Source organism: Streptomyces sp. NPDC034103, assembly GCF_055575395.1.
In genome coordinates, this window is record NZ_JBVISS010000005.1 from 163,712 (window position 1) to 190,692 (window position 26,981).

Sequence of the window (26,981 nt, forward strand, 5' to 3'; positions counted from 1 at the left end):
CCGCCCCCGGCCTAGAGTTTCGGCCACAGCCGAATCTTCCCCGAATCCTCCCGACCCGCGCAGGCTCCCGCCCCCGGCCACCAGGACACCCATGCCGTCTCGACTGCACTTCGGTGAGGACGACTTCCTCCGCTGCCGCTTCGCGATCTCGCCGCTCTGGGAGACGCAGGAGGTCGTGCGCACCCTCAAGCGGCCCGACCGGCACGGCTATCACGCACCCTGGCTGCGCCGGGTCCGTACCGCCGCCGCCGCGCTGGACCTCACCCCGCTGTGGCTGCTGATGCCCCGGCGCGGCCACTCCCCGGACTGGCTGGGGCCGCCTCCGATCGGGCCCGCCGCCACCTTCGAGGAGGAGATCGCGGCCGTACGGGCGAGTGATCCCCTGGCCGCCCGCGCGGACACCGAGAAGTCGCTCGCGTGCACGCCCGGCGCGCTGGAGTCCGCGCACGCGCGGGCCTGGATGCGGGATCCGGTACGCATGGTCAGGGAGCTGTCGGACGCGGTGGAGGAGATCTGGCGCACCCTCGTCGCTCCGGACTGGCCGCGGCTGCGCGCCCTGCTGGAGGCGGACGTCGCCTTCCACTCGCGGCGGCTGGCAGAGGTGGGGCTCGGCGGACTGCTGCCGGAGATCAGCCGGCGGTTCGGCTGGGACGCCGGGACGCTGACCGTGGAGCACCGGGGCGCGCACGAGCGACGACTGCGGGGGCAGGGGCTGGTGCTGATGCCGAGCGTCTTCATCTGGCCGGACGTGGTCAGCACCTTCGACCCGCCCTGGCAGCCCACCCTCGTGTATCCGGCGCGGGGTGTCGGCGGGTTGTGGGCCGAGCCCGACGACCGTACGCCCGACGCGCTGCTACGACTGCTCGGACGCGGCCGGGCCGCCGTGCTCGCCGCGCTCGACGAGCCCGCCTCCACGACCGGCCTCGCCCACCGGCTCGGTCTCGCCCCCTCGTCGGTGTCCGCGCATCTGACCGTGCTGCGGGACGCGGGACTGCTGACCGCGCGACGGTACGGGCATCAGGTGCTGTACGAGCGGACGCCGCTCGGGATCGCGCTGGCGTCGGGGCCCGGTGTCGCGCCGGGGTCGGACATGTGATCCATGTGACGATGGGCGACAGACTGGAACATCACGGTCAAAACGACCCGCCGGTCGACCACGTGACCGTACGTCATCCCCTCGCGCAAGGGAGCAGCATGCCCCGGCTGATCCACACCCTCGCGGTCCTGGCGGCGCTCGGGCTCGCGGCGGGCTGTTCGTCCGCGTCCGACGTCGACGAGGCCTCCGTCGCCGGCGCGGCCGGCAGGCAGACGGCGTCGACGTCACCGTTCTGGGTCGACCCCGACAGCTCCGCCGTCCAGCAGATCCAGCTCTGGCAGCGCCAGGGCCGCGCCCAGGACGCGGCGCAGCTCCACAAGATCGCGGACCGGCCGGCCGCACTGTGGCCGGCCGGGGAGGTCGACCCGGGCCCGACGGTGCGGGCGGCCACCGCGTCGGCGACCGCCGAGGACCGTACGGCCGTGTTCGTCGCGTACAACATCCCGCACCGGGACTGCGGTCAGCACTCGGCCGGCGGGGCGGCGGACGCGGACGCCTACCGGCAGTGGATCGGGAAGTTCGCCGACGCCCTCGGCGACGCCAAGGCGCTCGTCGTCCTCGAACCGGACGCGGTCGCGCACATCGTGGACGGCTGCACACCCGGCGAGTACCACGCCGAGCGCGAGCAGTTGCTCGGCGAGGCGATCGACCGGCTCAAGCGGCAGCCGCACACCAAGGTGTACCTGGACGCGGGCAACCCGTCCTGGATCAAGGACCCCGGGAAGCTGGTCGAGCCGCTCGAGCGGGCGGGCGTCGCCGGGGCCGACGGGTTCTCGCTGAACGTCTCCAACTTCCAGACCGACGCCGTCACCAAGGAGTACGGGCGCCGGCTCGCCGCGGACCTCGGTGGCAAGCACTTCGTCATCGACAGCAGCCGCAACGGCAACGGGCCGCTGTCGGGCGTCTGGTGCAACCCGCCCGGCCGGGCGCTGGGTACCCCGCCGACGACGGACACCGGTGAGGCCGCCCTGGACGCCTATCTGTGGATCAAACGGCCCGGCGAGTCGGACGGCACCTGCGGCGGTGGCCCGGACGCCGGGCAGTGGTGGCCGGAGTACGCCCTCGGGCTGGCGCGCAACTCCTCGCGCTAGCCCGCTACTTCACGTGGATCCACCGGGCCTTCGACGGGGTGCCGTCCGCGTCCGTCACGAACAGCATGTACCAGCCGGGCGGCACCAGGCTCGTGTCCTTCGGCACCTCGAAGGTGACGGCCTTCGCGCTCTTGGTGACGCCGAGCTCGATCGAGCGCTGCTCGACGTCGGTCGTGTGCGTCACCGCGCTGGGTCGCATCAGCCGGGCCTCGGCGATCCGGTCCGGGTGCTCGGTGCGGAAGGTCACCCGGTGGCCCTGGTCGAGCTCGCGCGGTCCGTCCTTCAGCACGGGCCGGTCGTCGCCGGCGCGGTGCAGGGCGGGCGGCGTGAAGATCTCCATGCGCTGCTCGAAGTGGCCGAGCTTGGTGTTCTGCTGGTCGTCGAAGAGGGGGTCGGAGCCGAAGGTGGCGACCCGTCCGTCGGGCAGCAGCAGCGCCTCGGAGTGGTAGTTGCGGCCGACCGTCGGGGCCGCGGCCTCCCGGAAGACGTTGCCCTTGGTGTCGTAGAACTGCGCCTTGAGGATGTTGCTGGCGCTGCGGCCGCGGTAGTCCTCGGAGCCGTTGGCGGTGAAGACCGTGTCGTCCGGCATGATCACGCTGTTCAGGTACCGCGTGCCCTGCGGGAGGTTGGGGCCGGCCTCGAAGACCGGGTTGTCCTTCTTCAGGTCGACGACGGCCGTGCGCGGGGTCGACTTCCTCGACTCGCCCACGCCTCCGCCGCCGAGGATCATCACCCTCTGGTCCTGCGCGGGCGGCAGGAGCAGGGAGGCGGAGGTCTCGGTCTCGTCGGCGTCCCGCAGACCGGGTACCGGCTCGAAGGTGTTGTTCTTCAGGTCCCACAGCCCCGGTTCGCGTCCCGCCTCGGCGGGCCCGTAACCGGCGTTGGAGGCCGGGTAGAAGAGCTTGCCGCCCTGGGTGAGGAAGAGTGCGGGGTAGGTCGGGAAGTACCGCTTGGGCCCGCGTGACCACTTCTTGGTCCTCGGGTCGTAGATCTCGTTGTCGCCCGGGTCGATCACGCCCACGTCGTCCAGGCCGGAGACCGCCAGCACCCGGCCGTCGTCGAGGCCGACCAGGGTCGGGTACCAGCGGGCCTTGTCCATCGGGTCGACCGGGATGTACTTCTCGGCGACCGGGTCGAACTCGTAGGCGGCGCGGATGCCCTGGAAGTCCTGCTTGTCGAAGGTGATCTTCTCCGACAGCCCGTAGGTGTTGGCCGCGTCCTTCCCGGTCAGGCCCACCACCTCGTACTGGGCCCGGTTCTCGGTGACGGACATCGGGCCCTTCTCCACGGCCTCCACGAACACGCGCGCCTCGGCGGCCTTGACCCTCGTCTTCCAGGGCTGCATCACACCGCGGGCGTTGTACGTGACCTTGAAGGACTTCTTCGCCTTCGGGACGGTCACGTCGAAGCGGCTGACGTACTCGACGCCGGCGGGCGAGCGGAAGCGGGTGCCCTTCTTCAGGAACACCGCCTTGTCGGGGTTCTCGTTCTTGATCCGCATGCCGCCGCCGGCCCGGTCGATCTCACCGTCCAGCAGCTCGTAGCGGGCCGTACCGCCAGCCACCAGGAGCCTGCCGTCCGGGAGTTGGGCGTGCCCCGAGCAGAAGAAGTCGTCCGGCGTGGGAATCCTCTTGAAGGTGTTGGCGGCCGGGTCCCACAGGATCGTATCGAAGGAGCCCTCGTCGAACTTCTTCTGCTCGTTGCCGGATCCCGCGACGATCAGGACCTTTCCGGTGTGCAGGAGCGCCGCGTGGATGGCGTTGGTCCGGAACTCCTCCGGGATGTCGATCTGGCTCCAACTGCCGTACTTCGCCTTGTACTCGGGCTGCGCGATCTTGTACGCGTGGTACGTGTCACCGACGAAGTCGAGCGCGGCCGGAGCGTTCAGACCGACAAGGATCGCGATGCCGCCGATGCCGAGAACGGTCTTCTTGGTGCGCTGTGACGGCTGGTAGGCCATGACCTAGTTGCCTCCTGTCGTGGTGCTGGAGGTGGTGGCGAGGGCGGGCTCGGCGCCGTCCACGGGGCGGGGGGCGGCGGCCCGGGAGCGGAGGGCCTGGCGCTCCTTCACCCGCGTGGACAGCCACACCCCCACCGGGGCCAGCGACAGCGCCATGGCCAGGACCGCCCAGGTGCGCATCGCCACATGCGTGTGGTCCAGGACGACCGAGGCGACCAGCGAGGTCGCGAGCACGGCCGCCCAGAAGAGGTGGATGCGGAAGGTGAGCAGCCGGTCGGGACTGACGTCGCTGCCCTTGGGGGTGACGACGAAGCGGCTGGGGCGGCGGATCAGGGCCTCGCCGAGGGACTTGAGGTAGATGGGCGCGGAGAGCGCCGACATCGCCATGCCCGCGAGACCGCCGGAGCCCTGGGGTTCGTGCGGCGAGACGTTGTGCCGCCGGTTCCACAGGTAGAGGCCGATCTGGAGCGCGGCGGCGTCGCTGTAGAGCATCAGCCAGACCGAGGCCGCGACCTGGGTGCCGGACGCGCCGAACCAGAGGAAGAGGAAGCAACTGAGGATCCCGAGGAACCAGTTGACGGCCGTCATCGGGTAGTAGACCAGCATCAGCGTGTACGAGAAGAGCCGGCCCGGGGGCATCGTGAACGGGGCCTTCCAGTACTGCTTGAAGAGCGTCTCGTACGTCCCTCGCGACCAGCGCATCTGCTGGGTGAAGAAGTCCGTCCAGGAGGCCGGGCCCTCGCCCACGGCCAGCACGTCGGGCGTGTAGACGCTGCGCCAGTGGCGTCGTGTGGCGGGGTTGCGGTGGCGGTGCAGTTCGAAGCCGGTGGCCATGTCCTCGGTGATCGAGTCGTACAGGCCGCCGATCTGCTTGACGGCCGCGATCCGTACGACGTTGTTCGTGCCGACGAACATCGGGGAGCGGTAGCGGTTGCCGGCGCGCTGGATCAGTGCGTGGAAGAGGAACTGCTGGGACTCGGCCGCCTTCGTGACCGGGTTGTGGTAGTTCCCGTACACCTGCGGCCCCACGACGAAGGCGACGTCCGGGTCGCGGAAGTAACCCGTCATGCGCTCCAGGAAGTTGGGGAGCGGGACGTGGTCGGTGTCGACCGAGGCGAAGAGGTCGTAGTCGTCGCCGTGCATGGCGATCCAGGCGTTGTAGTTGCCATGCTTCGTGCGGGCCTTGTGGACACCCTTGGGGCGGTTCCACTCCGGGACGCCGTTGCGGGTGAAGTGGCGGACGCCGAGCTCGGCGCAGAGCGCCTTCGCCTGTTCGTCGTCGCCCTCGTCGAGGAGCCAGACGTCGAGGGGGCCGTCGTGGGTGATCCTCGTCGCGCCCTCGAGGGTCGCGCGGACCATCTCCAGGGGCTCCTTGCCCGGGACGTACGTCGTGAGGAAGGCGACGCGGACGCCGGCCTGCGGGGTGACCGGGACGGGGTCGCGGGCGACGAGGGTGGCGTGGGCCACGGAGGCGACGTTGACGACCATGAACAGCTCGATGAGGCCGATGGCTATGAGCATCGTGATGTCGAGGCCGACCATCCAGGTGTCGCCGCCCTCGCGCTCCACCCAGTGGGTGGGCCAGACGAGGTAGACGAGCAGGGCGCCGGTGAGGAGGGGCGCGAGGGTCATCAGCAGGATGGCGCGTATTCGGTGGGGCTCGGCGGCCAGGAGCGAGGTGTACTGCACTCGGTAGTTCGCGGCGGCCGGCTCGGTGAGCGGTCCGGCCAGTCGGCTGTGGGTGTCGTAGTCGTAGCCCTCCGGCCGCACAGCGTCCTCCAGTGATCGAACGTGCCGATATCCCCACAAAAGTGGAGATTCTTGGGCGTGTCGAACTGGGAGGGTCCAGGTGGGTGGGGGTGCGCGCCTGTGCCTGCGGCGGCCTGTGGCTTGTGGGTGGGGGTGCGCGTTGCGCCTCCGCGGTGCGTGGGGGGTCGGGGCCGCACCGGGGGGTGTCCGTCCTCGGTCGGGCGCAGCCGTGGGACCAAGCTGTGCCGTCGGTCGGACGCCCGACACTGCGGGCGGGCACCCCCCGGTACGTCCCCTTCCCGCCGTGGCGCCGGTGGCGGTACGTGGGACCGGCCGCACGTCTTTTTGAGCGATCGCTCAATCAGTGGGCGCGAGAAAACCCCGGTCCGCGCGGGACCGGGGTTCGTCGGCTTGCGGGGGGTCGGGCTACTCGGCCAGGTGTCGTTCCACCGTCGCCACCTTGGAGGTCAGGCCGTCCGTGACCGCGGGGCGGATGTCCGCCTTGAGCACCAGGGACACGCGCGGGGCCCGCGCCTCGACCGCGGCGACGGCGCGCTTGACGACGTCCATCACCTCGTCCCACTCACCCTCGATCGAGGTGAACATCGCGTCGGTACGGTTCGGCAGACCCGACGCGCGCACGACCCGGACCGCCTCGGCGACGTACTCCCCCACGTCCTCGCCGACCCCGAGCGGGGTGACGGAGAAGGCGACGATCACGAGGTCTTCACCGCCTGCTCCTGACGGGCGCGGGAGACGATGACGGCGTCCTCGGCCTCCCGCTTGAGCTTGCGCTCGGCGAAGAAGCCGCCGGTGGGCAGGACCGAGAGGACGAAGTAGAGGGCGGCGGTGCCGAGCGGCCACTTCGTGCGGTTCCAGGCGTCGGCCCAGAAGATCACGTACAGGACGAAGAGGACGCCGTGGACCATGCCCATCACGGGCACCGCGTTGAAGTCCGTGGTCCGCTTCAAAACTGAGCAGACGAGCAGGAGCAGGAACGAGACCGCCTCGGGGGCGGAGACGAGGCGGAGGCGGCGGAGGGCGCTGGCGGTCTTGAGGTCCACGGGTCACCTTCGGTGGAGGGGCGTCGACGCTTTGTGAATGCGTGCACAAACGTTTGTCCATTGTGGCAAACGGCTGACTGCCACCAGAGTGGGGGGTGGGTGACCGACTCGTCGAGGAGCGCGCGTGCGGGGCGTCCCCGCTGAGAGCCCCTAGGGGTGCGATCAGGGTCCGTCTCCACCCACAGGCCCTGTCGGCAACTGCTTTCGGCGAGCTACCTTCACAGCGTGGCGATGTTCCGACTTCAAGGCAGCAAGGTGCTCGCCGTCGAGATGACCGGGGACGCCGTGAAGGCGAAGAACGGCTCGATGGTCGCGTACGACGGACAGATGGCGTTCAAGAAGCTCAGCGGTGGCGGTGAGGGCATCCGGGGGATGGTGACCCGGCGGATCACCGGTGAGCAGATGACGGTGATGGAGGTGAGGGGGCAGGGGACCTGCTGGTTCGCCGATCGCGCGTCCGAGATCAACCTCGTCGGGCTCCAGGGGGACAAGCTGTACGTGGAGTCGAGCAATCTGCTCGCGACCGACGGCGGCCTGCGGACCGGCACGACGTTCACGGGCCTGCGTGGCGCGACCCAGGGCAACGGACTGTTCACGACGACCGTCGAGGGGCACGGCCAGGCCGCGATCACCTCGGACGGGCCGGCCGTGGTGCTGCGGGTCAGCCCGCAGTACCCGCTGAGCGTGGACCCGGGGGCCTACATCGCGCACCAGGGGAACCTGCGGCAGTCCTTCCAGTCCGGTGTCACGTTCCGCACCTTCATGGGCGAGGGCGGCGGCGAGGCCTTCCAGATCCGCTTCGAGGGGGACGGCCTGGTGTACGTCCAGCCCAGCGAGCGGAACACGATCGCGGGGGATGTGTGACATGGCCTTCCGTGAGCTGAACTCGAAGATGGTCGAGGCGACCGTCGCGCCCGGGCAGCGGCTGTTCAGCCAGCGCGGGGCGATGCTCGCCTACCGGGGCGAGGTGTCCTTCACGCCCAACGTGTCCGGCGGCCAGGGCGGACTGATGTCGATGATCGGACGCCGGGTGGCGAACGAGTCGACCCCGCTGATGACCGTCGAGGGCAACGGCACCGTGCTGTTCGGGCACGGCGGCCACCACGTCCAGGTGATCGCGCTCACCGGTGACACCCTCTACGTCGAGGCGGACCGCCTCCTCGCCTTCGAGGGCACCCTGGAGCAGGGCACCATGTTCCTGGGCTCCCAGGGCGGCGTCATGGGCATGGTCCGTGGCCAGGTCAGCGGTCAGGGGCTGTTCACCACCACCCTCAAGGGACACGGCTCGGTCGCCGTGATGGCGCACGGCGGGGTCATCGAGCTCCCCATCACCCCGCAGCGCCCGGTCCATGTCGACCCCCAGGCCTATGTCGCCCACCACGGCGACGTCCGCAACAAACTGTCCACCGCGCTCGGCTGGCGGGACATGGTGGGCCGCGGTTCCGGCGAGGCCTTCCAGCTGGAGCTGAGCGGTCACGGATCGGTGTTCGTCCAGGCGTCGGAGGAGAAGCTGTGAGCACCTACCCGGGCGCGGGCCCCACCGTCCACGACCCCGCGACCCTGCCGTCCGACGACAACGTGAACAACTACACCTTCTGCGTGGAGCTCAAAGGGAGCCAGTGGTTCCTCCAGAAGGGGAAGATGATCGCCTACTACGGCTCGATCGACTTCAACGGCGTCGGGCATGGGCGACTCGACCGACTTGTCCGTACGTCCTTCCATTCGCCTCTGCACGCGAGCGACTGGGTCGTGGCCGAGGGCTCGGGCAAGATGCTCCTCGCCGACCGGGCCTTCGACGTGAATTCGTATGACTTGGAAGACGGCAACCTGACCATTCGCTCAGGCAACCTGCTCGCTTTTCAGCCAAGTCTCGCCCTCAAACAATCGATCGTGCCGGGTTTTCTGACCCTGATCGGAACCGGAAAGTTCGTGGCGGCATCCAACGGTCCGGTGGTGTTCATGGAACCCCCGATCCGGGTGGACCCGCAGGCGCTGGTCGGCTGGGCCGACTGCCCGTCGCCGTGCCATCACTACGACCACGGTTACCTGGCCGGCCTGATGGGCGGTCTACGTGCGATGACAGGCCTCGGCGGGGCCTCTGGGGAGGAGCACCAGTTCGAGTTCATAGGAGCCGGCACCGTGCTGCTTCAGTCCTCCGAGGCACTCATGGCGGAGCAGGCCACGGGGGCGGTTCCGCAGCAGGCCGGAGTGCCTGGTTCCGGGGTGCCCTCCACAGGCCCTTCACAGCCCGCGGGCACACCGCGCCTTCCCGGACAGCTGGGCGACCTCCAGCGTCGCTTCGGGCTGTGAGCGGTAGTCTGCGGAGTGTGACGTCGAACGTGTGCACGCCGTCACCGGACAACCCTCACTAGTTCGCCTTTCAACTTCTTAGGTAGACTTCATTCATGGAGACCGAGACGGCCACGCGCTGGCTGACCGATGCGGAGCAGTGCGCCTGGCGCACCCACCTGGAGGTCAACAGGCTGTTGACGTACCAGCTGGAGAAGGACCTCCAGCCGTTCGGCCTGACAATGAACGACTACGAGATTCTGGTGAATCTCTCCGAGTCGGAGGACGTGCGGATGCGGATGAGCGACCTCGCGTCCGCCACCCTCCAGTCCAAGAGCCGCCTCTCCCACCAGATCACGCGCATGGAGAACGCGAACCTGGTGCGCCGGGAGAACTGCGAGTCGGACCGCCGCGGCCTGTTCGCGGTCCTCACCGAGCACGGCATGGAGACGATGAAGAAGGTCGCGCCCCACCACGTGGCGTCCGTGCGACGGCACTTCATCGACCTGCTGGACCCCGAGTCCATGGTGGAGCTCGACAAGTCCCTCAAGCCGATCGCGGAGCACCTGCGCGGGCAGCGCGGACGCCCCTGATCACGACGGCCGGGCGAGCGGCAGGCGGAGCGCGAACAGGGCTCCGCCCGCCGGTGCGTCGCCGACGGTGAGCGTGCCGCCGTGGCGGGCGGCGACGTCACGGGCGATGGCGAGCCCGAGACCGGCGCCGCCGTCGTCCCGGCTGCGGGCCTCGTCGAGCCGTACGAACCGCTCGAAGATCCGCTCCCGGTCGGCCTCGGCCACCCCGTCACCGTCGTCGGCGACCTCCACGACCGCCCACGCCCCGTCCGCGCGCACGCTCAGCGCGATCGCCGACCGGGCGTGCCGCTGCGCGTTGTCCAGCAGATTGCCGATCACCCGCTCCAACTGGCTCCGCGAGCCCGCCACCTCCACGGCCGCCGCCTCGACGGTGACCCCGTCGCGTCCCCGCGCCTCCCGCCGCGCCACCTCACCGAGGTCGAGCCGCTTGACCCCGGGCGCCTCCCCCGCGTCCAGGCGGGCGAGCAGCAGCAGATCGGCGGCGAGCCGCTGGAGCCGTACGGTGTCCTCGACCGCACCCGGCACGTCCAGCAACTCCGGGTGGGCGGCGCCCACTTCGAGCTGGGTGCGCAGCGAGGCGATGGGACTGCGCAGTTCGTGCGAGGCGTCGGCGACGAACCGGCGCTGGCGCTCCACGGAGGTCTCCAGCGCGGCCAGCGTCTCGTTGGTGGTGCGGGCGAGCCGGGCCACCTCGTCGTGGGTGTCCGGCTCCGGCACGCGGCGGGCGAGGTCCTCGGAGGCGGTGATCGCGGCCATCTCGCGCCGGATGCCCTCGACGGGGCGCAGCGCGCGCCGGGTGACGAGCCAGGTGACGGCGGCCACGACGGCGAGGAGCAGCGGGAAGCCGATCAGCATGGCGGTGGTCGCGGTGTCCACGGCATCCTGCTCGGCGTCCAGGGAGCCGCCGGCGTAGACGGTCAGGTCACCCCGGTCCTTGGTCTCCACGGGGACGGCGGCGAACCGGTAGTCCTCGCTCTGGCCGTCCAGGGTCGCGGTGCCGTCGGTGAACTCCGCCTCGCCGATCTCGGGGGCTTCCGGGGCCTCGGTGCCGTCGCCCGCCTCGTCCGCGTCGTCGTCGGAGTCGCCGCCGGTGCCGCTCGTGTCGCCCGTACCGGCCGTGTCGCCGCTGCCGCGTCGCGCCGTCACCTCGTCGGTGTCGGTGCCGCTGATCCGCTCCAGGCCGTCGCTCGCCGCGACCAGCGCCCCCTTGGCGTCGACGACCTGGATCGGGAGGTCGTCGCTCAGCTCCAGCCGGGCGTACGGCGTCCCGGCGGCGAGCTCCGAGGCCACGTTCTGCGCCTCGCGCTCGGCCTTGTTGCCGGCCTGGTCGACCAGGTTGGACCGCAGCGACAGCAGCACCGCCGCCCCCGCCGCCACCAGGGCGACCGCGACGACGAGCGTGGCACCGAGGGTCGCCCGGGCGCGGACGGAGCCGAAGAGCCTTCTCATCGGTCCGCCTCCAGCCGGTACCCGGCGCCACGGACGGTCGTGATGAGCCCGGAGCGCAGTTTGCGCCGGAGGGTGCTGATGTAGACCTCGACGATGTTGGGGTCGCCGTCGTAGGCGAAGTCCCAGACGTGGTCCAGGATCTGCGCCTTGGACACGACCTCGCCGGCGCGGGTGACGAGCTGCTCCAGGACCGCGAACTCCTTCGCGGTGAGCGTCGCCTCGGTATCGGCGAGGAAGACCCGGCGGGCCGCGGTGTCGACCCTGAGATCGCCGTACGTCAGCACGGGCGAGGCGCCGCCGCCCTGGCCCCGGCGGCGCAGCAGCGCCTTCACGCGGGCGACGAGGACGACGTAGGAGAAGGGCTTGGTGAGGTAGTCGTCGGCGCCCGTGTCCAGGCCCTCGGCCTCGTCGTACTCGCCGTCCTTGGCGGTGAGCATCAGGATCGGCACGTCGTGGCCGGCGGCGCGCAGGGCGGCGCAGACCCGGTAGCCGTTCAGGCCGGGCAGCATGATGTCGAGGATCACGAGGTCGTACGTCCCCTCGGTGGCCTGGTGCAGGCCCTCCCGGCCGTCGTGGACCACGTCCACGGCGTACCCCTCGGCGGTCAGACCCTTCGCGAGCGACAGGGCCAGCCGCTTCTCGTCCTCCACGATCAACAGGCGCATGCCCCAAGGTTCCCAAAACCAAGCTGAAGATCCCTTCAGGTGACTTCAGGTTCCCCTCAGCGTCGGTCGGCGAGGGTGGTTGACGTCGAAAGCGAGCGAATCGCTGACAATCCAGCGAAAACGATCGAATGGGAAGGAACCCCTCATGAAGCGCAACATCGTCATCGCCACCCTGACCGCCGCGGCCCTGGCCACCGGCGGCACCGTCGCGGCCTTCGCCGCGGGCGACGACGAGACGACGGCGCACCGCCCGACCGGCGCCGCCGCGCAGCCGGCCGCCGACCGCGACGACGCGGACGACGCGGACGACGCGGACGACCGTGCCGACGACGCGAACGACGCCGCCGAGGACCGCCGGGACGACGACCGTGTGGCGGTCGCGAGCGGCGATGTCAGCGCCGCCGACGCGATCGCGGCCGCGCTGAGGAGCGCCCCGGGCACCGCCGTCTCCGCCGAGCTGGACGACCAGGACGACAACGGCAAGGTCGTGTGGGACGTCGACGTGCTGGGCAAGGGCGACACCTGGCACAGCGTCCTGATCGACCCCGCCACCGGCAAGGTCCTCGGCTCCCACACCGAGAGCGAGGACGACACCGCCGAGGTGCGGGCCGCCCTGAAGGGCAGCTCGGTGACGGCCGCCGAGGCCGCGCGGGCCGCCGCCGCCAAGGGCACCGTGACCTCCGTGGACCTCGACGACGACGGCGCCTCGCGGGCCTGGGACGTGGAGACCCGCGCCGCCTCCGGCAAGGCCGACCAGGACTGGCGGGTCGACCTCACCAGCGGCAAGGTCACCGCGGACCGCGCGGACGACGACGAGGCCTGACCCGCCTCACGACAGGCTCGTGTCAGCCGAGGCCGAGGCGGCCGTACGCACCGGCGTACGGCCGCCTCGCCGCGCCTCGGCCAGGGCCGCGACCAGCGCCACCGTCACCGGGGCCGCCCCGGCCGCCGCGAAGCACGCCCCCGGCGGCAGCCGCTCGACGAGCAGTCCCGCCGTCGCCGCGCCCGTCGCGCTCCCGGCGTTCACGGCCGTGTTGACCCAGGCACCGGCCTGGGTGCGGAAGCCCGGCGGGGCGGCCTCGTCGGCGATCAGGTACGCCGTCGTCAGGGCCGGCGCGACGAACATCCCTGCGAGGGCCGCCGCCAGGGCGAGGGTGCCGGTGCCGGGGGCCAGGCCCGCGGCGGCCAGGGTGAGGCCCAGGCCCGCCGAGAGCAGCGTCAGGCGGACCCGGGCGGGCAGCCGCCAGTCGACGGCGCCGTTGAGGAGGCCGCCCACCGCGCTGCCGGCGGACAGGGCCGCGAGGATCCAGGCGACGGTGGTGTCGCCCTGGTGCCGGTCCGCGGCGAAGGCGACGACCAGCAGGTCGACCGCGGCCAGCGACAGCCCCAGGCCGGCCACGACGACCACGGGCTGGACCAGCGCGCCGCTCGGCGGCGAACCGCCCCCGGACGTCCGTGACGCGGGGTGCCCGGCGGGCCGTACCGCCGTGACCGCGGGCGAGCCGACGAAGGCGAGGGTGCCCGCCGCGACGAGGAGGGCGCCGAGCAGGATTCCGACGGCCGGTGAGGCGAGACCGATCACGGCGCCGACCAGCAACGGGCCCATGACGTAGAGGAGTTCCTCCGCGACGCCGTCGAGGCTGTAGGCGCGTTGCACCAGCCGCCGGTCGGCGAGGAGTTCGCCCCACACCGCGCGCATCGCGGGACCGAGCGGGGGCGCACAGGCGCCCGTGACGGCGGCGGCCGCCCCGAGCGCCACCGCGGAGGCGCCCGGCTGCCGGGTCAGCACCGCGAGGGCTCCCAGCAGAGCGGCGTACAGCAGGGCCATGGGGGTCAGGGCCCGCCGGGGGCCGTACCGGTCGACCAGCGCCGCCCGGTAGGGCGACAGCAGCACGACGAAGGCGCCGAACAGCGCCATCACCACACCGGCCACGGCGTACGACCCGGTCGCCCGGGTCACGGCGAGCATCAGGGCGAGGGGGATCATCCCGTACGACAGCCGGCCGGCGAGAGCGGACAGGAACGTCCGGCGGGCATGGGGAACACGGAGCACGGCGGCGTACGAGGGCCGCCGCGAGGGCGCGGGCATGGAGAGGTTCCTCTACGGGAGGCAGGGGCGAGGGACACCGAAGTGCCGCGCCGACGGCCGTCGGGCGGTCGCGGGCACGGGTGCGCTCTATGCCATGAGGAGGAACATGGGGATCAACGTACCAAGGCGGCGCCGGAGTTGACCACGACGGGGGCGAACCGCCGGTCCCGCGGCGACCTCGCCCGGCCTCAGCCCTGCGTCAGACCCGTCACCAGTTCGTCCGCCGCCCGGTAGGGGTCCAGCTCACCGGCGACGATCCGCTCCGCCAGGGCGTCCAGTCGCCGGTCGCCGTGCAGGTCGCCGATGCGTTCGCGCAGGGCGGTGACCGCGATGGTCTCCACCTCGCGGGCGGCGCGGGCCCGGCGGCGTTCGGCGAGGACGCCGCGCTCCTCCATCCAGGCGCGGTGCTTCTCCAGGGCCTCGACGACCTCGTCGATGCCCTCGGAGCGGGCGGCGACCGTCTTCACGATCGGGGGGCGCCAGTCGCCGGGGCCGCGGGACTCGCCGAGGCCGAGCATGTGGTTGAGCTCCCGGGCGGTGGCGTCGGCGCCGTCGCGGTCGGCCTTGTTGACGACGTAGACGTCGCCGATCTCCAGGATGCCGGCCTTGGCGGCCTGGATGCCGTCGCCCATTCCCGGGGCGAGCAGGACCACGCTGGTGTCGGCCTGGGAGGCGATCTCGACCTCGGACTGGCCGACGCCGACGGTCTCCACCAGGATCACGTCGCAGCCCGCCGCGTCCAGGACGCGGATCGCCTGCGGGGCGGACCAGGCGAGGCCGCCGAGGTGGCCGCGGGTGGCCATGGAGCGGATGTAGACGCCGGGGTCGGAGGCGTGGTCCGACATGCGCACCCGGTCGCCCAGCAGGGCGCCGCCGGAGAACGGCGAGGACGGGTCGACGGCCAGGACACCGACCCGCCTGCCCTGCTTGCGGTACGCGGTGACCAGCGCGGAGGTCGAGGTGGACTTGCCGACGCCCGGCGAGCCCGTGAGACCCACGACGTAGGCGTTGCCCGTGAGCGGGGCCAGCGCCGCCATGACCTCCCTCAGCTGCGGGGACGCCCCCTCCACCAGGGAGATCAGCCGGGCCACGGCACGCGGCCTGCCCTCCCTCGCCTGGGCCACCAGAGAGGAGACGTCCTGCATCACAGCTCCGTTCACTTGGAAGAACGTACGGGAACTCAGGCCTTCGGTACCCGCACGATGAGCGCGTCACCCTGACCGCCGCCGCCGCACAGCGCGGCCGCGCCGATCCCGCCGCCGCGGCGCTTCAGCTCCAGCGCCAGGTGCAGCACCAGCCGGGCGCCGGACATGCCGATCGGGTGGCCCAGGGCGATGGCACCACCGTTGACGTTCACCGTTTCGGTGGACACGCCGAGGTCCTTCATTGACTGCACGGCGACCGCGGCGAAGGCCTCGTTGATCTCGATGAGGTCGAGGTCGGAGACGTCCAGGCCCTCCTTCTTCAGGGCGTGCAGGATCGCGTTGGACGGCTGGGACTGCAGCGAGGTGTCCGGTCCCGCCACGTTGCCGTGGGCGCCGATCTCGGCGATCCACTCCAGGCCCAGTTCCAGCGCCTTGGCCTTGCTCATCACGACCACGGCGGCGGCACCGTCGGAGATCTGCGAGGACGTGCCGGCCGTGATGGTGCCGTCGCGGGTGAACGCCGGGCGCAGCTTGCCCAGGGACTCCGCGGTGGTCTCCGCGCGGATGCCCTCGTCCTTGCTGAGGACTACCGGCTCGCCCTTGCGCTGCGGGATCTCGATCGGGGTGATCTCGGCCTCGAAGAGGCCGTTCTTCTGGGCGGCGGCGGCGCGCTGGTGGGACAGGGCGGCGATCTCGTCCTGCTCGGCGCGCTGGATGCCGAGGCGGGTGTTGTGCTTCTCGGTCGACTCGCCCATGGGGATGTTCTCCCACGGGTCGGTCAGACCGTCGTAGGCCATGGCGTCGAGCATCTCGATGGCGCCGTACTTGAAGCCCTCGCGGGACTTCGGGAGCAGGTGGGGCGCGTTGGTCATGGACTCCTGGCCGCCGGCGACGATCACGTCGAACTCGCCCGCGCGGATCAGCTGGTCGGCCAGCGCGATCGCGCCGAGGCCGGACAGACAGACCTTGTTGATGGTGAGCGCGGGCACGCCCATCGGGATGCCGGCCTTGACCGCGGCCTGGCGGGCCGGGATCTGTCCCGCCCCGGCCTGGAGGACCTGGCCCATGATGACGTACTGCACCTGGTCGCCGCCGATCCCCGCACGGTCGAGGGCGGCCTTGATCGCGAAGCCGCCGAGGTCGGCTCCGGAGAAGGACTTCAGGGAGCCGAGCAACCGTCCCATCGGGGTGCGGGCACCCGCGACGATCACGGACGTCGTGCTGTTCGAACCAGACATGAGGTGCGATCCCCTTTCAGCTGCACAGCTGAGGAGTGAACGAGGGTTTACTTCGAATGTACTGAGTGGCACTCCGTGCCGTCACCGGGCCGTCGGTGTGATCGCGCGCACGTTGCGTAACCACCTCCGGAGCGCTGCACTGAATTCCATGCTGACGCGAATCGACCACATCGGGATCGCCTGTTTCGACCTGGACAGGACCGTCGAGTTCTACCGGGCCACCTACGGCTTCGAGGTGTACCACTCCGAGATCAACGAGGAGCAGGGCGTGCGCGAGGCCATGCTCAAGATCAACGAGACGTCCGACGGCGGCGCCACCTACCTCCAGCTCCTGGAGCCCACCCGCGAGGACTCCACCGTCGCGAAGTGGCTGGCCAAGAACGGCGAGGGCGTGCACCACATCGCCTTCGGCACGGCGAACGTCGACGAGGAGGCCGCGGACATCCGCGACAAGGGCGTACGCGTTCTGTACGACGAGCCCCGGCGCGGCTCCATGGGGTCACGGATCACCTTCCTGCACCCCAAGGATTGCCATGGCGTACTGACAGAACTGGTCACTTCGGCCCCTGTTGAGTCACCTGAGCACTGACCCTCGTACATATGGGCCGGTAGGGTTGGGGGCGGTCGCCGCTCCACCCAGGGCGACCGGGTCCTGCCTCTATCGGCAGGACCGCGCCGGGGTCCGGGTTTGCGGGGGACGAGCGTCGGGGCTGAAGCCCATGCTCCGCCGTTGATCTGACACCATTCCCCGGGGGCCCCGTTCGGCGGACGGACGGAGCTCGTTTGGCCAGACATGCGACCAGGGGACGGATGGGACCGCGCAGTGCGGGGCTACGAACGCCAGGAGCGAGAGCCGGCGGCTGACGTCGACCACCTCTCTCGGTTCGAGGCCGAGATGGATCGGCTGAAGACCGAGCGGGAGAAGGCGATCCAGCACGCCGAGGACCTCGGCTACCAGGTCGAGGTGCTGCGCGCCAAGTTGCACGAGGCGCGGCGCACCCTCATGTCCCGACCGTCCTACGACGGCGGCGACATCGGCTATCAGGCCGAACAGTTGCTCCGTAACGCCCAGATCCAGGCCGACCAGCTGCGCCAGGACGCCGAGCGCGAGCTGAGCCAGGCGCGGGCGCAGACCCAGCGCATCCTCCAGGAACACGCCGAGAACGCGGCCCGCCTCCAGGCGGAACTGCACCAGGAGGCGGTCACCCGCCGCCAGCAGCTGGACCAGGAACTCGCCGAGCGCCGCCAGACCGTCGAGTCGCACGTCAACGAGAACGTGGCGTGGGCCGAGCAGCTGCGCGCCCGCACCGAGCAGCAGGCCCGCCGGCTCCTGGAGGAGTCCCGCGCGGAGGCCGAGCAGGCCATGGCCGCCGCCCGTGCCGAGGCCGAGCGGGTCGCCGCCGAGGCCCGGCAGCGGCTCCAGAGCGAGGCCGAGGCGGCCCGCGCGGAGGCCGACCAGCTGCTGCGCCGCGCCCGCGCGGACGCCGAGCGGCTGCTGAACGCCGCGTCCACCCAGGCGCAGGAGGCCACCGAGCACGCCGAGCAGCTGCGCAGCTCCACGGCGACCGAGTCGGACAGCGCCCGCCGCCAGGCGACCGAGCTGAGCCGGGCCGCCGAGCAGCGGATGGCGGAGGCCGAGGAGGCGCTGCGCAAGGCGCAGGCCGAGGCCGAGAAGCTCGTCACCGAGGCCAAGTCCGCCGCCGAGAAGGCCCTGGCCGGCGCCGAGTCGGCGAACGAACAGCGCACGCGGACCGCCAAGGAGCAGGTCGCCCGGCTGGTCAGCGAGGCCACCAAGGAGGCCGAGACCACCAAGGCGGACGCCGAACAGGCCGTCGCGGACGCCCGCGCGGAGGCCGAGCGGATCCTCGAGGAGGCCGCCGAGAAGGCTCGCACGCTCACCGCCGAGGAGAGCGCGACCCAGCTGTCGAAGGCGGCCAAGACCGCCGAGGACGTCCTCAACAAGGCGCAGGAGGACGCGCAGCGGACCACCAAGGCGGCCGCCGAGGAGGCCGAGCGGATCCGCCGCGAGGCGGAGGCCGAGGCCGACCGGCTGCGCGCCGAGGCCCACGACATCGCCGAGGAGCTCAAGGGGTCGGCGAAGGACGACACCAAGGAGTACCGCGCCAAAACGGTCGAGCTGCAGGAGGAGGCGCGCCGGCTGCGTGGCGAGGCCGAGCAGCTGCGGGCCGACGCGGTCGCCGAGGGCGAGAAGATCCGCGCGGAGGCCCGCAAGGAGGCCGTCCAGCAGATCGAGGAGGCGGCCAAGACCGCCGAGGAGCTGCTGGCGAAGGCCAAGGCGGACGCCGACGAGCTGCGCCAGACCGCGACCACCGACAGCGAGAAGGTCCGCACCGAGGCCATCGAGCGCGCCACCTCGCTGCGCCGGCAGGCCGAGGAGACCCTCCAGCGCACCCGTCAGGAGGCCGAGCGGCACCGCGAGGAGGTCGCCGAGCAGGCCGAGGGCATCCGGGCCGACGCCGAGCGGGCCGCCCTGGAGCTGCGCGAGGAGACCGAGCGCGCCATGGAGGCGCGCCGCGCCGAGGCCGCCGAGGAGCTGAACCGGCTGCATCACGAGGCCGAGGAGCGCCTCGCGGCCGCCGAGCAGGCGCTGACGGAGGCCCGTGAGGAGGCCGCGCGGATCCGCCGCGAGGCCGCCGAGGAGACCGACCGGCTGCGCACCGAGGCCGCCGAGCGGATCCGCACCCTCCAGCAGCAGGCCGAGGCCGAGGCCGACCGGCTGCGCACCGAGGCCGCCGCGGACGCCTCCACGTCCCGGGCCGAGGGCGAGGCCGTCGCCGTACGCCTGAGGTCGGACGCCGCGGCCGAGGCGGAGCGGCTGAAGTCGGAGGCGCAGGACACCGCCGACCGGGTCCGGGCGGAGGCGCAGGCCGCCGCCGAGCGGCTGGCGACCGAGGCGTCAGAGACGCTGGCCGCCGCCCAGGAGGAGGCCGCCCGGCGCCGCCGGGAGGCCGAGGAGACCCTCGGTTCGGCCCGCCAGGAGGCCGACCAGGAGCGTGAGCGGGCCCGCGAGCAGAGCGAGGAGCTGCTCGCCTCGGCGCGCAACCGGGTCGAGGAGGCGCAGGCCGAGGCGGTGCGCCTGGTCGAGGAGGCGGACCGGCGCGCCACCGAGATGGTGTTCGCGGCCGAGCAGCACGCCCAGCAGGTCCGCGAGTCCGTCGCCGGGCTGCACGAGCAGGCCCAGGAGGAGATCGCCGGGCTGCGCAGCGCCGCCGAGCACGTCGCGGAGCGCACCCGCCGGGAGGCCGAGGAGGAGGCGGACCGCGTCCGCTCCGACGCCTACGCCGAGCGGGAGCGGGCCGGCGAGGACGCGATCCGGGTGCGCCGGGAGGCCACCGAGGAGTCGGAGGCCGCCAAGGCGCTCGCCGAGCGCACCGTCGGCGATGCCATCGCGGAGGCGGAGCGGCTCAGGTCGGACGCCTCCGAGCACGCCCAGCGGGTGCGCACCGAAGTCGCGGACGCCCTCGCCGAGGCCGACCAGGCCGCGGCCCGGACCCGGGCGGACGCCCGCGAGGACGCCAACCGCATCCGCTCGGACGCCGCCGCGCAGGCCGACACCCTCATCACCGAGGCGCGCAACGAGGCCGAGCGGCTCACCACCGAGACCCTCACCGACACCGACCGGCTGCGCCAGGACACGGTCGCCGAGGCGGAGCGGGTCCGCTCCGAGGCGGTCGCCAAGGCCGAGAAGCTGATCGCGGACGCCGCCGGCGACGCCGAGCGGCTGCGTGCCGAGGCCGCCGACACGGTCGGCTCCGCCCAGCAGCACGCCGATCGGGTCCGTTCCGACTCCGAGCGGGTCAAGGCCGACGCCCTGGCCGAGGCGGAGCGGGTCACCGCGGCCGCGCGCGAGGAGGCCGAGCGCACCCTCGACGAGGCCCGCCAGGAGGCGAACAAGCGCCGCCAGGACGTGGCCGAGCAGGTCGACACGCTCATCACGGAGACCACCGCCGAGGCGGACAAGCTGCTCAGCGAGGCACAGGCGCAGGCGCTCAAGGCCACCGCGGACGCCGAGGCGCAGGCCGACAGCATGGTGGGCGCGGCCCGCAAGGAGGCCGACCGCCTGGTCGCGGAGGCGACGGTCGAGGGCAACACACGCGTGGAGAAGGCCCGTACGGACGCGGACGAGCTGCTCGTCGGTGCCCGCCGGGACGCCACCGCCATAAGGGAGCGCGCCGAGGAGCTGCGCGACCGGATCACGACCGAGATCGAGGAGCTGCACGAGCGGGCCCGCCGCGAGGCCGCCGAGACGATGAAGTCGACCGGTGACCGCTGCGACGCGCTCATCAAGGCCTCCGAGGAGCAGCTGGCGAAGGCGCAGGCGAAGGCCAAGGAGCTGGTGTCGGAGGCCAACTCCGAGGCGGGCAAGGTCCGTATCGCCGCCGTGAAGAAGGCCGAGGGGCTCCTGAAGGAGGCCGAGCAGAAGAAGGCGGCGCTCATCAGGGAGGCCGAGGAGCTCAAGGCGGAGGCGATCCGCGAGGCCCGGCGCACCGTCGAGGAGGGCAAGCGGGAGCTGGAGGTGCTGGTGCGCCGGCGGGAGGACATCAACGTCGAGATCTCCCGTGTCCAGGACGTCCTGGAGGCGTTGGAGTCCTTCGAGGCGCCTGTGGCGGGCAAGGACGGCGGCGTCAAGGCGGGGGTCTCGGTCGGTGCCCCTCGTTCGGGTGGCAAGTCGCCGGACAGTTAGGCGACGGACAGCTGACCGACAGGTCGAATTCCGGTGCCGTCTGCGGCCTTTGACCAACTTTTTGGCAAGCTGTCCGGGGGTTAGCCACTCAAAAGGGGTGTCATTCTCCAGATCAAACCCGTATCCGCTCGATGACACACCGCTTCGGCCCCTAGGATTCCCCCTATCACCTCACCGGTCTCATTTGACAGGAACCCCATGAGCGACACTTCCCCCTACGGCTTCGAGCTTGTGCGGCGTGGGTACGACCGCGCTCAGGTGGACGAACGGATCTCCAAGCTCGTCTCCGACCGTGACAGCGCTCTCTCCCGCATCACCGCTCTGGAAAAGCGCATCGAGGAGCTCCACCTCGAGACGCAGAACGCCCAGGCCCAGGTAAGCGACGCCGAGCCGTCGTACGCCGGTCTCGGCGCGCGTGTCGAGAAGATCCTCCGCCTCGCCGAGGAGGAGGCCAAGGACCTGCGCGAGGAGGCCCGTCGCGCGGCCGAGCAGCACCGCGAGCTCGCCGAGTCGGCGGCCCAGCAGGTGCGCAACGACGCGGAGTCGTTCGCCGCGGAGCGCAAGTCCAAGGCCGAGGACGAAGGCGTCCGGATCGTCGAGAAGGCCAAGAGCGACGCGTCGCAGCTGCGCCAGGAGGCGCAGAAGGACGCGCAGTCCAAGCGTGAGGAGGCGGACGCCCTCTTCGAGGAGACCCGCGCCAAGGCCGCCCAGGCCGCCGCGGACTTCGAGACGAACCTCGCCAAGCGTCGCGAGCAGTCCGAGCGCGACCTCGCGTCCCGTCAGCAGAAGGCCGAGAAGCGTCTCGCGGAGATCGAGCACCGCGCGGAGCAGCTGCGCCTGGAGGCCGAGAAGCTGCGCACCGACGCCGAGCGCCGGGCCCGCCAGACGGTGGAGACCGCTCAGCGCCAGGCCGAGGACATCGTGGCGGACGCCAACGCCAAGGCCGACCGCATCCGTTCGGAATCCGAGCGCGAGCTCGCGGCGCTGACCAACCGCCGCGACTCGATCAACGCCCAGCTGACGAACGTCCGCGAGATGCTGGCGACGCTCACGGGCGCCGCGGTGGCCGCGGCCGGTTCGCCGGCCACGGACGACGAGCCGATCTCCCGTGGAGTGCCGGCCCAGCAGTCCCGGTAAGCGGTAACGCACGTTCCAGAGGCCCGTACCGTCTCCCCCGGGGGTGCGGGCCTCCGGCGTGCCACCACGTCGTCGCCGCGAGCCGGGACCCTGCGGCGGGAGCCCCCGGCGGGACGCGCCTTCCTTCGGCCGACGGCGTTCACCTTCTCCTGCCCGGCTGGCCGGGCACCGTCCGCCCGCACGAGTGGCAGCCGCCAGGAGCCCGTCCTAGCGTGGCCCCATGATCGAGCTCGAGGGCCTGACCAAGCGCTACGGCGAGAAGGTCGCGGTCAACAACCTCACCTTCACCGTCAGGCCCGGCATCGTCACGGGCTTCCTCGGACCCAACGGCGCCGGCAAGTCGACGACGATGCGGATGATGCTCGGCCTCGACCGCCCCACCGCCGGCGACGTCCGCATCGACGGACAGCACTACGACCGGCTGAAGGACCCGCTGAAGTACATCGGCGCCCTGCTCGACGCCAAGGCCATGCACGGCGGCCGCAGCGCCTTCAACCACCTCCTGTGCCTCGCCCAGAGCAATGGGATCCCCCGGAAGAGGGTCGACGAGGTCCTCGACACCGTCGGCCTGACCGCGGTGGCGAGGAAGAAGGCCAAGGGGTTCTCGCTCGGCATGGGACAGCGGCTCGGCATCGCGGGCGCGCTCCTCGGGGACCCGCGGATCCTGATGTTCGACGAGCCGGTCAACGGGCTCGACCCCGAGGGCATCCACTGGATCCGCAACCTCATGAAATCGCTGGCCGCGCAGGGGCGGACCGTGTTCGTGTCGAGCCACCTCATGAGCGAGATGGCGCTGACCGCCGACCACCTCGTCGTCATCGGTCAGGGACGGCTGCTCGCCGACACCTCCATGGCCGACTTCATCGAGCAGAACTCACGGTCGTACGTCCGGATCCGCTCGCCCCAGCGCGAGCGGCTGCTCGACGTGCTGCACGAGGCCGGGATCACGGTCGTGGAGAACGGCGGCGGGACGCTGGAGGTCGACGGCGGCAAACCCGAGCAGATCGGGGAGCTGGCCGCGCAGGCCCAGATCGTGCTGCACGAGCTGAGCCCCCAGCAGGCCTCCCTGGAGGAGGCGTTCATGCAGCTGACCGCCGAGTCGGTCGAGTACCACGCGCACACCGACACGCCCGCCGCACCGCAGCCGCCGCAGGCTCCGTGGGGCGAGGGCTGGAAGGGGAACTGACCATGGCGGCGATCCAGGTCGTCCGATCCGAGTGGACCAAGATCCGGTCGGTGGCGTCCACGGTGTGGACGCTCTCCCTCGCCGTGGTCGTCACGCTCGCGCTCGGCATGCTCATCTCGGCCCTGTCGAAGAACGAGTTCGACGACATGAGCACCAAGGACAAGCTCTCCTTCGACCCCACCTACATCAGCTTCGCCGGGATGAGCCTCGGTCAGCTCGCGATGATCGTGTTCGGGGTGCTCGTCGTCTCCAACGAGTACAGCACCGGCATGATCCGCACCTCGCTGGCCGCCGTACCGCAGCGCGGCACCTTCCTGTTCAGCAAGATCGCGGTGGCGACCGGTCTCGCGCTGGTCGTCGGCATGGCCACCAGCTTCGTCGCCTTCTTCCTCGGCCAGGCCATGCTCGGCTCGCACCGCGCCGGGATCGGTGACCCGGGCGTGCTGCGCGCGGTCATCGGCGGTGGGCTCTACATGACCCTCATCGCGATGTTCTCCATGGGCGTCGCCGCGATGCTGCGCTCGCCGATGCTGTCGCTGGGCATCCTGATGCCGTTCTTCTTCCTGATCTCCAACATCCTCGGTGCCGTCTCCGCGACCAAGAACGTCGGCCGGTACCTGCCGGACCAGGCCGGCAGCAAGATCATGCAGGTGGTCACGCCCGTCGACGACGACACCCCCTACGGCCCCTGGGGCGGGCTCGCGATCATGGTGCTGTGGGTGGTCGCGGCGCTCGCCGGCGGGTACCTCCTGCTGAAGAAGCGGGACGCCTGACCCCGACGAGCGGGGCGGTCGCGGCCCCGGGATCTTTACTCGCTCTTGATGGGAACCGTCAGCGTCCCGATAAGCTCCTAACCCTTACGGGGGCGTGTGCCCTGCTGTCCTGAACCTTTGATGGGTGCGGAGCATGATCGAGGCAGTCGGCCTGACCAAGCGCTACGGCGACAAGACCGCTGTGTACAACCTTTCCTTCCAGGTGCGGCCCGGATCCGTCACCGGCTTCCTGGGCCCCAACGGCTCCGGCAAGTCGACGACGATGCGGATGATCCTCGGCCTGGACAACCCCACCTCGGGGCAGGTGACGATCGGCGGCTACCCGTACCGCAAGCTGCCCAACGCCCCCCGCCAGGTCGGCGCCCTGCTCGACGCCAAGGCCGTGCACGGCGGCCGGCACGCCCGCAACCACCTGCTCTGCCTCGCCCAGCTCTCCGGCATCCCGGCCCGCCGGGTGGACGAGGTGCTCGGCGTGGTCGGCCTCCAGGACGTGGCGCGCAAGCGCTCCAAGGGCTTCTCCCTCGGCATGGGCCAGCGCCTCGGCATCGCCGCCGCGCTGCTCGGCGACCCCCAGGTGCTGCTCTTCGACGAGCCGGTCAACGGCCTCGACCCCGAGGGCATCCTCTGGGTGCGGAACCTGATGAAGTCGCTCGCGGCGGAGGGCCGTACGGTCTTCGTCTCCTCCCACCTCATGAGCGAGATGGCGCTGACCGCCGACCACCTGATCGTGATCGGGCGCGGACAACTGCTGGCCGACATGAGCGTGCAGGACTTCATCGCCGCGAACTCCGCCGGCTTCGCGCGCGTGCGCACGCCCGACACCGAGCCGCAGTTGCGCGAGAAGCTGACCTCCGCGCTGGCCGAGGCGGGCGGTCACGTCATGACCGAGCAGGACGGCGCGCTGCGCATCACCGGCCTGCCGCTCCCCCGGATCAGCGACATCGCCCACGACACGGACGTACGGCTGTGGGAGCTCTCCCCGCACCAGGCGTCCCTGGAGGAGGCGTACATGCGGATGACCCAGGGCGCCGTCGACTACCGCTCGACGACCGACCAGAAGGCCGGTCTCCAGCAGCCGCTGCCGCCCGGCGCCCAGCCGCCGATGCCGGTGCCCGGGCAGGGCCAGCCCGGCTGGTACGCGCCTCCGCCGCCGCAGCAGGGCGGCCAGCCCTTCGCGGCCCCGCAGGGCGCCCCGAGCCCCTACGGCGCGGGACACCCCCCGGCGGGCCCGTACGGCGCCCCCGGCGCGGGCCAGCCCAACCCGTACGCCCAGACGCCTCCCCAGGCCCCCCAGAGCCCGGCCCAGCCCGCCGGTCCCGCGGCCACCCCTGCGGCCTCGCAGCCCGCCCAGGGCACCCAGGCCGCCGCCGCGCAGCCCCCGGCGGCCACCGGACCGGAGCAGTCCGCGCCCGCCGCCACGGCGAGCGCCGCCGCGCCGCCGCCCCCGGCCGCCGCGCCCGCCGCAGGTGCCCCGCAGCCCGCCGACCTGACCAAGCCCGAGGACGCCCGATGAGCACGCCGCAGCCCCCGATGCCGCAGACCGCCGCACCCGAGTGGCACGCGGCGCCCGCCCCTTCGTACGCCACGTACACGTCGCCGATCCCGGTGGTGCGCACGCACCTCGGGCACGCGCTCGCCTCGGAGTGGACCAAGATCCGGTCGGTGCGCTCGACGATGTGGACGCTGGGCGTGTTCGTCCTGCTCGTCATCGGGATCGGGCTGCTCGCCGCCTCGGTGGTGTCCAGCAGCGCCGGCGAGTCCGACCTGGCCGGTGAGAACCCGCTGTCGTTCGGCTTCTTCGGGCTGCTGCTCGGCTCGATGTGCATCATCACGCTCGGCGTGCTGACCACCGCGTCCGAGTACGGCACCGGCATGATCCGCACCACCATGACGGCGTGCCCGAGCCGTGGCCGGGTGCTGGCCGCGAAGGCCATCGTGTTCTTCCTGGTCGCCTTCGTCGTCACGTTCGCGTCGGCGCTGCTGGTCGCCCTCGCCGACGTGGCCCTGCTGGACGGCACCGGCGCCCGGGACCCCTCCGGCGAGGAATGGCTGAAGGGCACCTTCGGCATCTCGTTCTACATCGCGATGCTGGGGCTGCTGTCGCTGATCGTCGGCTCGATCATCCGGCACTCGGCGGGCGCCATCACCATCATGATCGGCCTGGTGCTGGCCCCGCTGGTGATCGCGCTGTTCATGTTCACGGAGACGCTGTCGGGTCTGCGCGAGGCCCTGTTCGAGTACTCGATCCCGAACCAGCTGAGCGTCTTCTACGCCAACTCGCTCACCGAGTCCGGCCCGTCCGGCTGGGACCCGCTGTGGATCATCATCGGCGTGACGGCCGCCGCGTTCGCCGGCGCGCTCGCGCTGCTGAACCAGCGGGACGTCTAGAACCGGGGCGCGTTACGGGACCGCTGCACCCTCGAGGTGCGGCGGTCCTTCGCGTTCCAGCACGCCTTGTGCCAGTGCCGGCGCTCGTCGACACCCGAGTGGTCCGGCCAGGCCACGACGTGCGGGACACCGTCCGGGATCAACTGGTCGCAGCCGGGGCAGCGGTAGGCCTTGCCCTGGGCGCTGGCCCCCGCCACATGCCGGACGTTCCACTCCTCGCCCTGCCAGCTCTCGGTGGACTGGAACCCGCCGTATCGGCCCGAGCGGTCGTCCCCGCCCCACGAAGCGGCTCCTCTGGGTCGGTTGCGACGCGGGGACACAGGACACCTCACGGGGCTATACAGGACACGGGCCGTGTCCAGCC

At 71.6% G+C, this 26,981-nt stretch carries 24 protein-coding genes; 14 read left to right on the forward strand and 10 right to left on the reverse strand.

Translation table 11 applies throughout. The features are described 5' to 3' along the window. Positions 1-91 precede the first annotated feature (91 nt). Together ACZ56U_RS12485 and ACZ56U_RS12490 are read left to right on the forward strand one after the other, a co-directional pair. A complete protein-coding gene (locus ACZ56U_RS12485; protein ID WP_469084005.1) occupies positions 92-1,096 on the forward strand; it encodes an ArsR/SmtB family transcription factor in 1,005 nt (334 codons plus the stop codon). 98 nt (positions 1,097-1,194) lie between these two features. Further along, a complete protein-coding gene (locus ACZ56U_RS12490) occupies positions 1,195-2,187 on the forward strand; it encodes a glycoside hydrolase family 6 protein (protein ID WP_469084006.1) in 993 nt (330 codons plus the stop codon). A gap of 4 nt (positions 2,188-2,191) precedes the next feature. Here ACZ56U_RS12490 and glxA read toward each other — a convergent pair whose 3' ends face one another. The 4 genes from glxA to ACZ56U_RS12510 all read right to left on the reverse strand — a co-directional run bounded on the left by glxA (position 2,192) and on the right by ACZ56U_RS12510 (position 6,960). Further along, the gene (gene glxA / locus ACZ56U_RS12495) at positions 2,192-4,147 is read right to left on the reverse strand and encodes a radical copper oxidase GlxA (protein WP_469084007.1); all 1,956 of its coding nucleotides are present in this window, start codon (positions 4,145-4,147) and stop codon (positions 2,192-2,194) included. Between the two features lie 3 nt (positions 4,148-4,150). Then, positions 4,151-5,917 (reverse strand): glycosyltransferase family 2 protein, encoded by a 1,767-nt coding sequence (locus ACZ56U_RS12500; protein ID WP_469084008.1) that lies wholly within the window; start codon positions 5,915-5,917, stop codon positions 4,151-4,153. 405 nt (positions 5,918-6,322) lie between these two features. Then, positions 6,323-6,616, reverse strand: coding sequence for an MTH1187 family thiamine-binding protein (locus ACZ56U_RS12505; RefSeq protein ID WP_469084009.1), 294 nt, complete (start codon positions 6,614-6,616; stop codon positions 6,323-6,325). Then, positions 6,613-6,960, reverse strand: a complete 348-nt coding sequence (locus tag ACZ56U_RS12510) for a DUF3817 domain-containing protein (RefSeq protein ID WP_469084010.1) — start codon at positions 6,958-6,960, stop codon at positions 6,613-6,615. The genes ACZ56U_RS12505 and ACZ56U_RS12510 overlap by 4 nt, the downstream gene beginning before the upstream one ends. A 231-nt stretch (positions 6,961-7,191) precedes the next feature. Here ACZ56U_RS12510 and ACZ56U_RS12515 point away from each other — a divergent pair, with 231 nt between their 5' ends. The 4 genes from ACZ56U_RS12515 to ACZ56U_RS12530 all read left to right on the forward strand — a co-directional run bounded on the left by ACZ56U_RS12515 (position 7,192) and on the right by ACZ56U_RS12530 (position 9,842). Next, on the forward strand, positions 7,192-7,824 hold the full coding sequence (locus ACZ56U_RS12515; RefSeq protein WP_469084277.1) for an AIM24 family protein: 633 nt from the start codon (positions 7,192-7,194) through the stop codon (positions 7,822-7,824). A gap of 1 nt (position 7,825) precedes the next feature. Next, the gene (locus ACZ56U_RS12520; RefSeq protein WP_469084011.1) at positions 7,826-8,476 is read left to right on the forward strand and encodes an AIM24 family protein; all 651 of its coding nucleotides are present in this window, start codon (positions 7,826-7,828) and stop codon (positions 8,474-8,476) included. Continuing rightward, positions 8,473-9,270, forward strand: a complete 798-nt coding sequence (locus tag ACZ56U_RS12525; protein ID WP_469084012.1) for an AIM24 family protein — start codon at positions 8,473-8,475, stop codon at positions 9,268-9,270. Before ACZ56U_RS12520 ends, ACZ56U_RS12525 begins: the two co-directional genes overlap by 4 nt. 95 nt (positions 9,271-9,365) lie before the next feature. Further along, complete coding sequence (locus tag ACZ56U_RS12530) at positions 9,366-9,842, forward strand: MarR family winged helix-turn-helix transcriptional regulator (RefSeq protein ID WP_469084013.1); 477 nt, start codon at positions 9,366-9,368, stop codon at positions 9,840-9,842. On the opposite strand, the gene ACZ56U_RS12535 is transcribed toward ACZ56U_RS12530, so the two are convergent. After that, a complete protein-coding gene (locus ACZ56U_RS12535) occupies positions 9,843-11,291 on the reverse strand; it encodes a sensor histidine kinase (RefSeq protein ID WP_469084014.1) in 1,449 nt (482 codons plus the stop codon). Continuing rightward, entirely contained in the window at positions 11,288-11,956 is a 669-nt protein-coding gene (locus tag ACZ56U_RS12540; RefSeq protein WP_469084015.1) for a response regulator transcription factor, read from the reverse strand. The genes ACZ56U_RS12535 and ACZ56U_RS12540 overlap by 4 nt, the downstream gene beginning before the upstream one ends. 145 nt (positions 11,957-12,101) lie before the next feature. Here ACZ56U_RS12540 and ACZ56U_RS12545 point away from each other — a divergent pair, with 145 nt between their 5' ends. Continuing rightward, positions 12,102-12,779: a PepSY domain-containing protein gene (locus ACZ56U_RS12545; protein WP_469084016.1), complete on the forward strand. Its 678-nt coding sequence runs from the start codon at positions 12,102-12,104 to the stop codon at positions 12,777-12,779. Positions 12,780-12,785: 6 nt separating this feature from the next. Here the strand turns inward: ACZ56U_RS12545 and ACZ56U_RS12550 are convergent, their stop codons facing one another. The 3 genes from ACZ56U_RS12550 to ACZ56U_RS12560 all read right to left on the reverse strand — a co-directional run bounded on the left by ACZ56U_RS12550 (position 12,786) and on the right by ACZ56U_RS12560 (position 16,428). Further along, positions 12,786-14,045, reverse strand: a complete 1,260-nt coding sequence (locus ACZ56U_RS12550; protein WP_469084017.1) for an MFS transporter — start codon at positions 14,043-14,045, stop codon at positions 12,786-12,788. 188 nt (positions 14,046-14,233) lie between these two features. Further along, complete coding sequence (meaB, locus tag ACZ56U_RS12555) at positions 14,234-15,190, reverse strand: methylmalonyl Co-A mutase-associated GTPase MeaB (RefSeq protein WP_469084278.1); 957 nt, start codon at positions 15,188-15,190, stop codon at positions 14,234-14,236. A 35-nt stretch (positions 15,191-15,225) separates the two neighbouring features. Then, entirely contained in the window at positions 15,226-16,428 is a 1,203-nt protein-coding gene (locus tag ACZ56U_RS12560) for an acetyl-CoA C-acetyltransferase (RefSeq protein ID WP_469084018.1), read from the reverse strand. A gap of 148 nt (positions 16,429-16,576) precedes the next feature. On the opposite strand from ACZ56U_RS12560, the gene mce reads away from it, so the two are divergent. From mce to ACZ56U_RS12595, 7 genes are all read left to right on the forward strand, one after another. Further along, positions 16,577-17,017, forward strand: a complete 441-nt coding sequence (gene mce, locus ACZ56U_RS12565) for a methylmalonyl-CoA epimerase (RefSeq protein ID WP_469084019.1) — start codon at positions 16,577-16,579, stop codon at positions 17,015-17,017. A 234-nt stretch (positions 17,018-17,251) separates the two neighbouring features. Beyond that, positions 17,252-21,133, forward strand: coding sequence for a polarized growth protein Scy (scy, locus tag ACZ56U_RS12570; protein WP_469084020.1), 3,882 nt, complete (start codon positions 17,252-17,254; stop codon positions 21,131-21,133). Between the two features lie 198 nt (positions 21,134-21,331). Continuing rightward, positions 21,332-22,270, forward strand: a complete 939-nt coding sequence (locus ACZ56U_RS12575; protein ID WP_391232731.1) for a coiled-coil domain-containing protein — start codon at positions 21,332-21,334, stop codon at positions 22,268-22,270. A 220-nt stretch (positions 22,271-22,490) separates the two neighbouring features. Next, positions 22,491-23,456 carry an ABC transporter ATP-binding protein gene (locus ACZ56U_RS12580; protein ID WP_469084021.1) on the forward strand — a complete coding sequence of 322 codons (966 nt, stop codon included), beginning with the start codon at positions 22,491-22,493 and terminating at the stop codon, positions 23,454-23,456. Between the two features lie 2 nt (positions 23,457-23,458). Further along, complete coding sequence (locus tag ACZ56U_RS12585) at positions 23,459-24,229, forward strand: ABC transporter permease (protein WP_469084022.1); 771 nt, start codon at positions 23,459-23,461, stop codon at positions 24,227-24,229. 133 nt (positions 24,230-24,362) lie between these two features. Beyond that, the gene (locus ACZ56U_RS12590; protein WP_469084023.1) at positions 24,363-25,742 is read left to right on the forward strand and encodes an ABC transporter ATP-binding protein; all 1,380 of its coding nucleotides are present in this window, start codon (positions 24,363-24,365) and stop codon (positions 25,740-25,742) included. Further along, positions 25,739-26,617, forward strand: coding sequence for an ABC transporter permease (locus ACZ56U_RS12595; protein WP_469084024.1), 879 nt, complete (start codon positions 25,739-25,741; stop codon positions 26,615-26,617). Before ACZ56U_RS12590 ends, ACZ56U_RS12595 begins: the two co-directional genes overlap by 4 nt. Here ACZ56U_RS12595 and ACZ56U_RS12600 read toward each other — a convergent pair. Beyond that, complete coding sequence (locus ACZ56U_RS12600) at positions 26,614-26,937, reverse strand: ATP/GTP-binding protein (RefSeq protein ID WP_469084025.1); 324 nt, start codon at positions 26,935-26,937, stop codon at positions 26,614-26,616. The genes ACZ56U_RS12595 and ACZ56U_RS12600 overlap by 4 nt on opposite strands. Between the last annotated feature and the right edge of the window lie 44 nt (positions 26,938-26,981).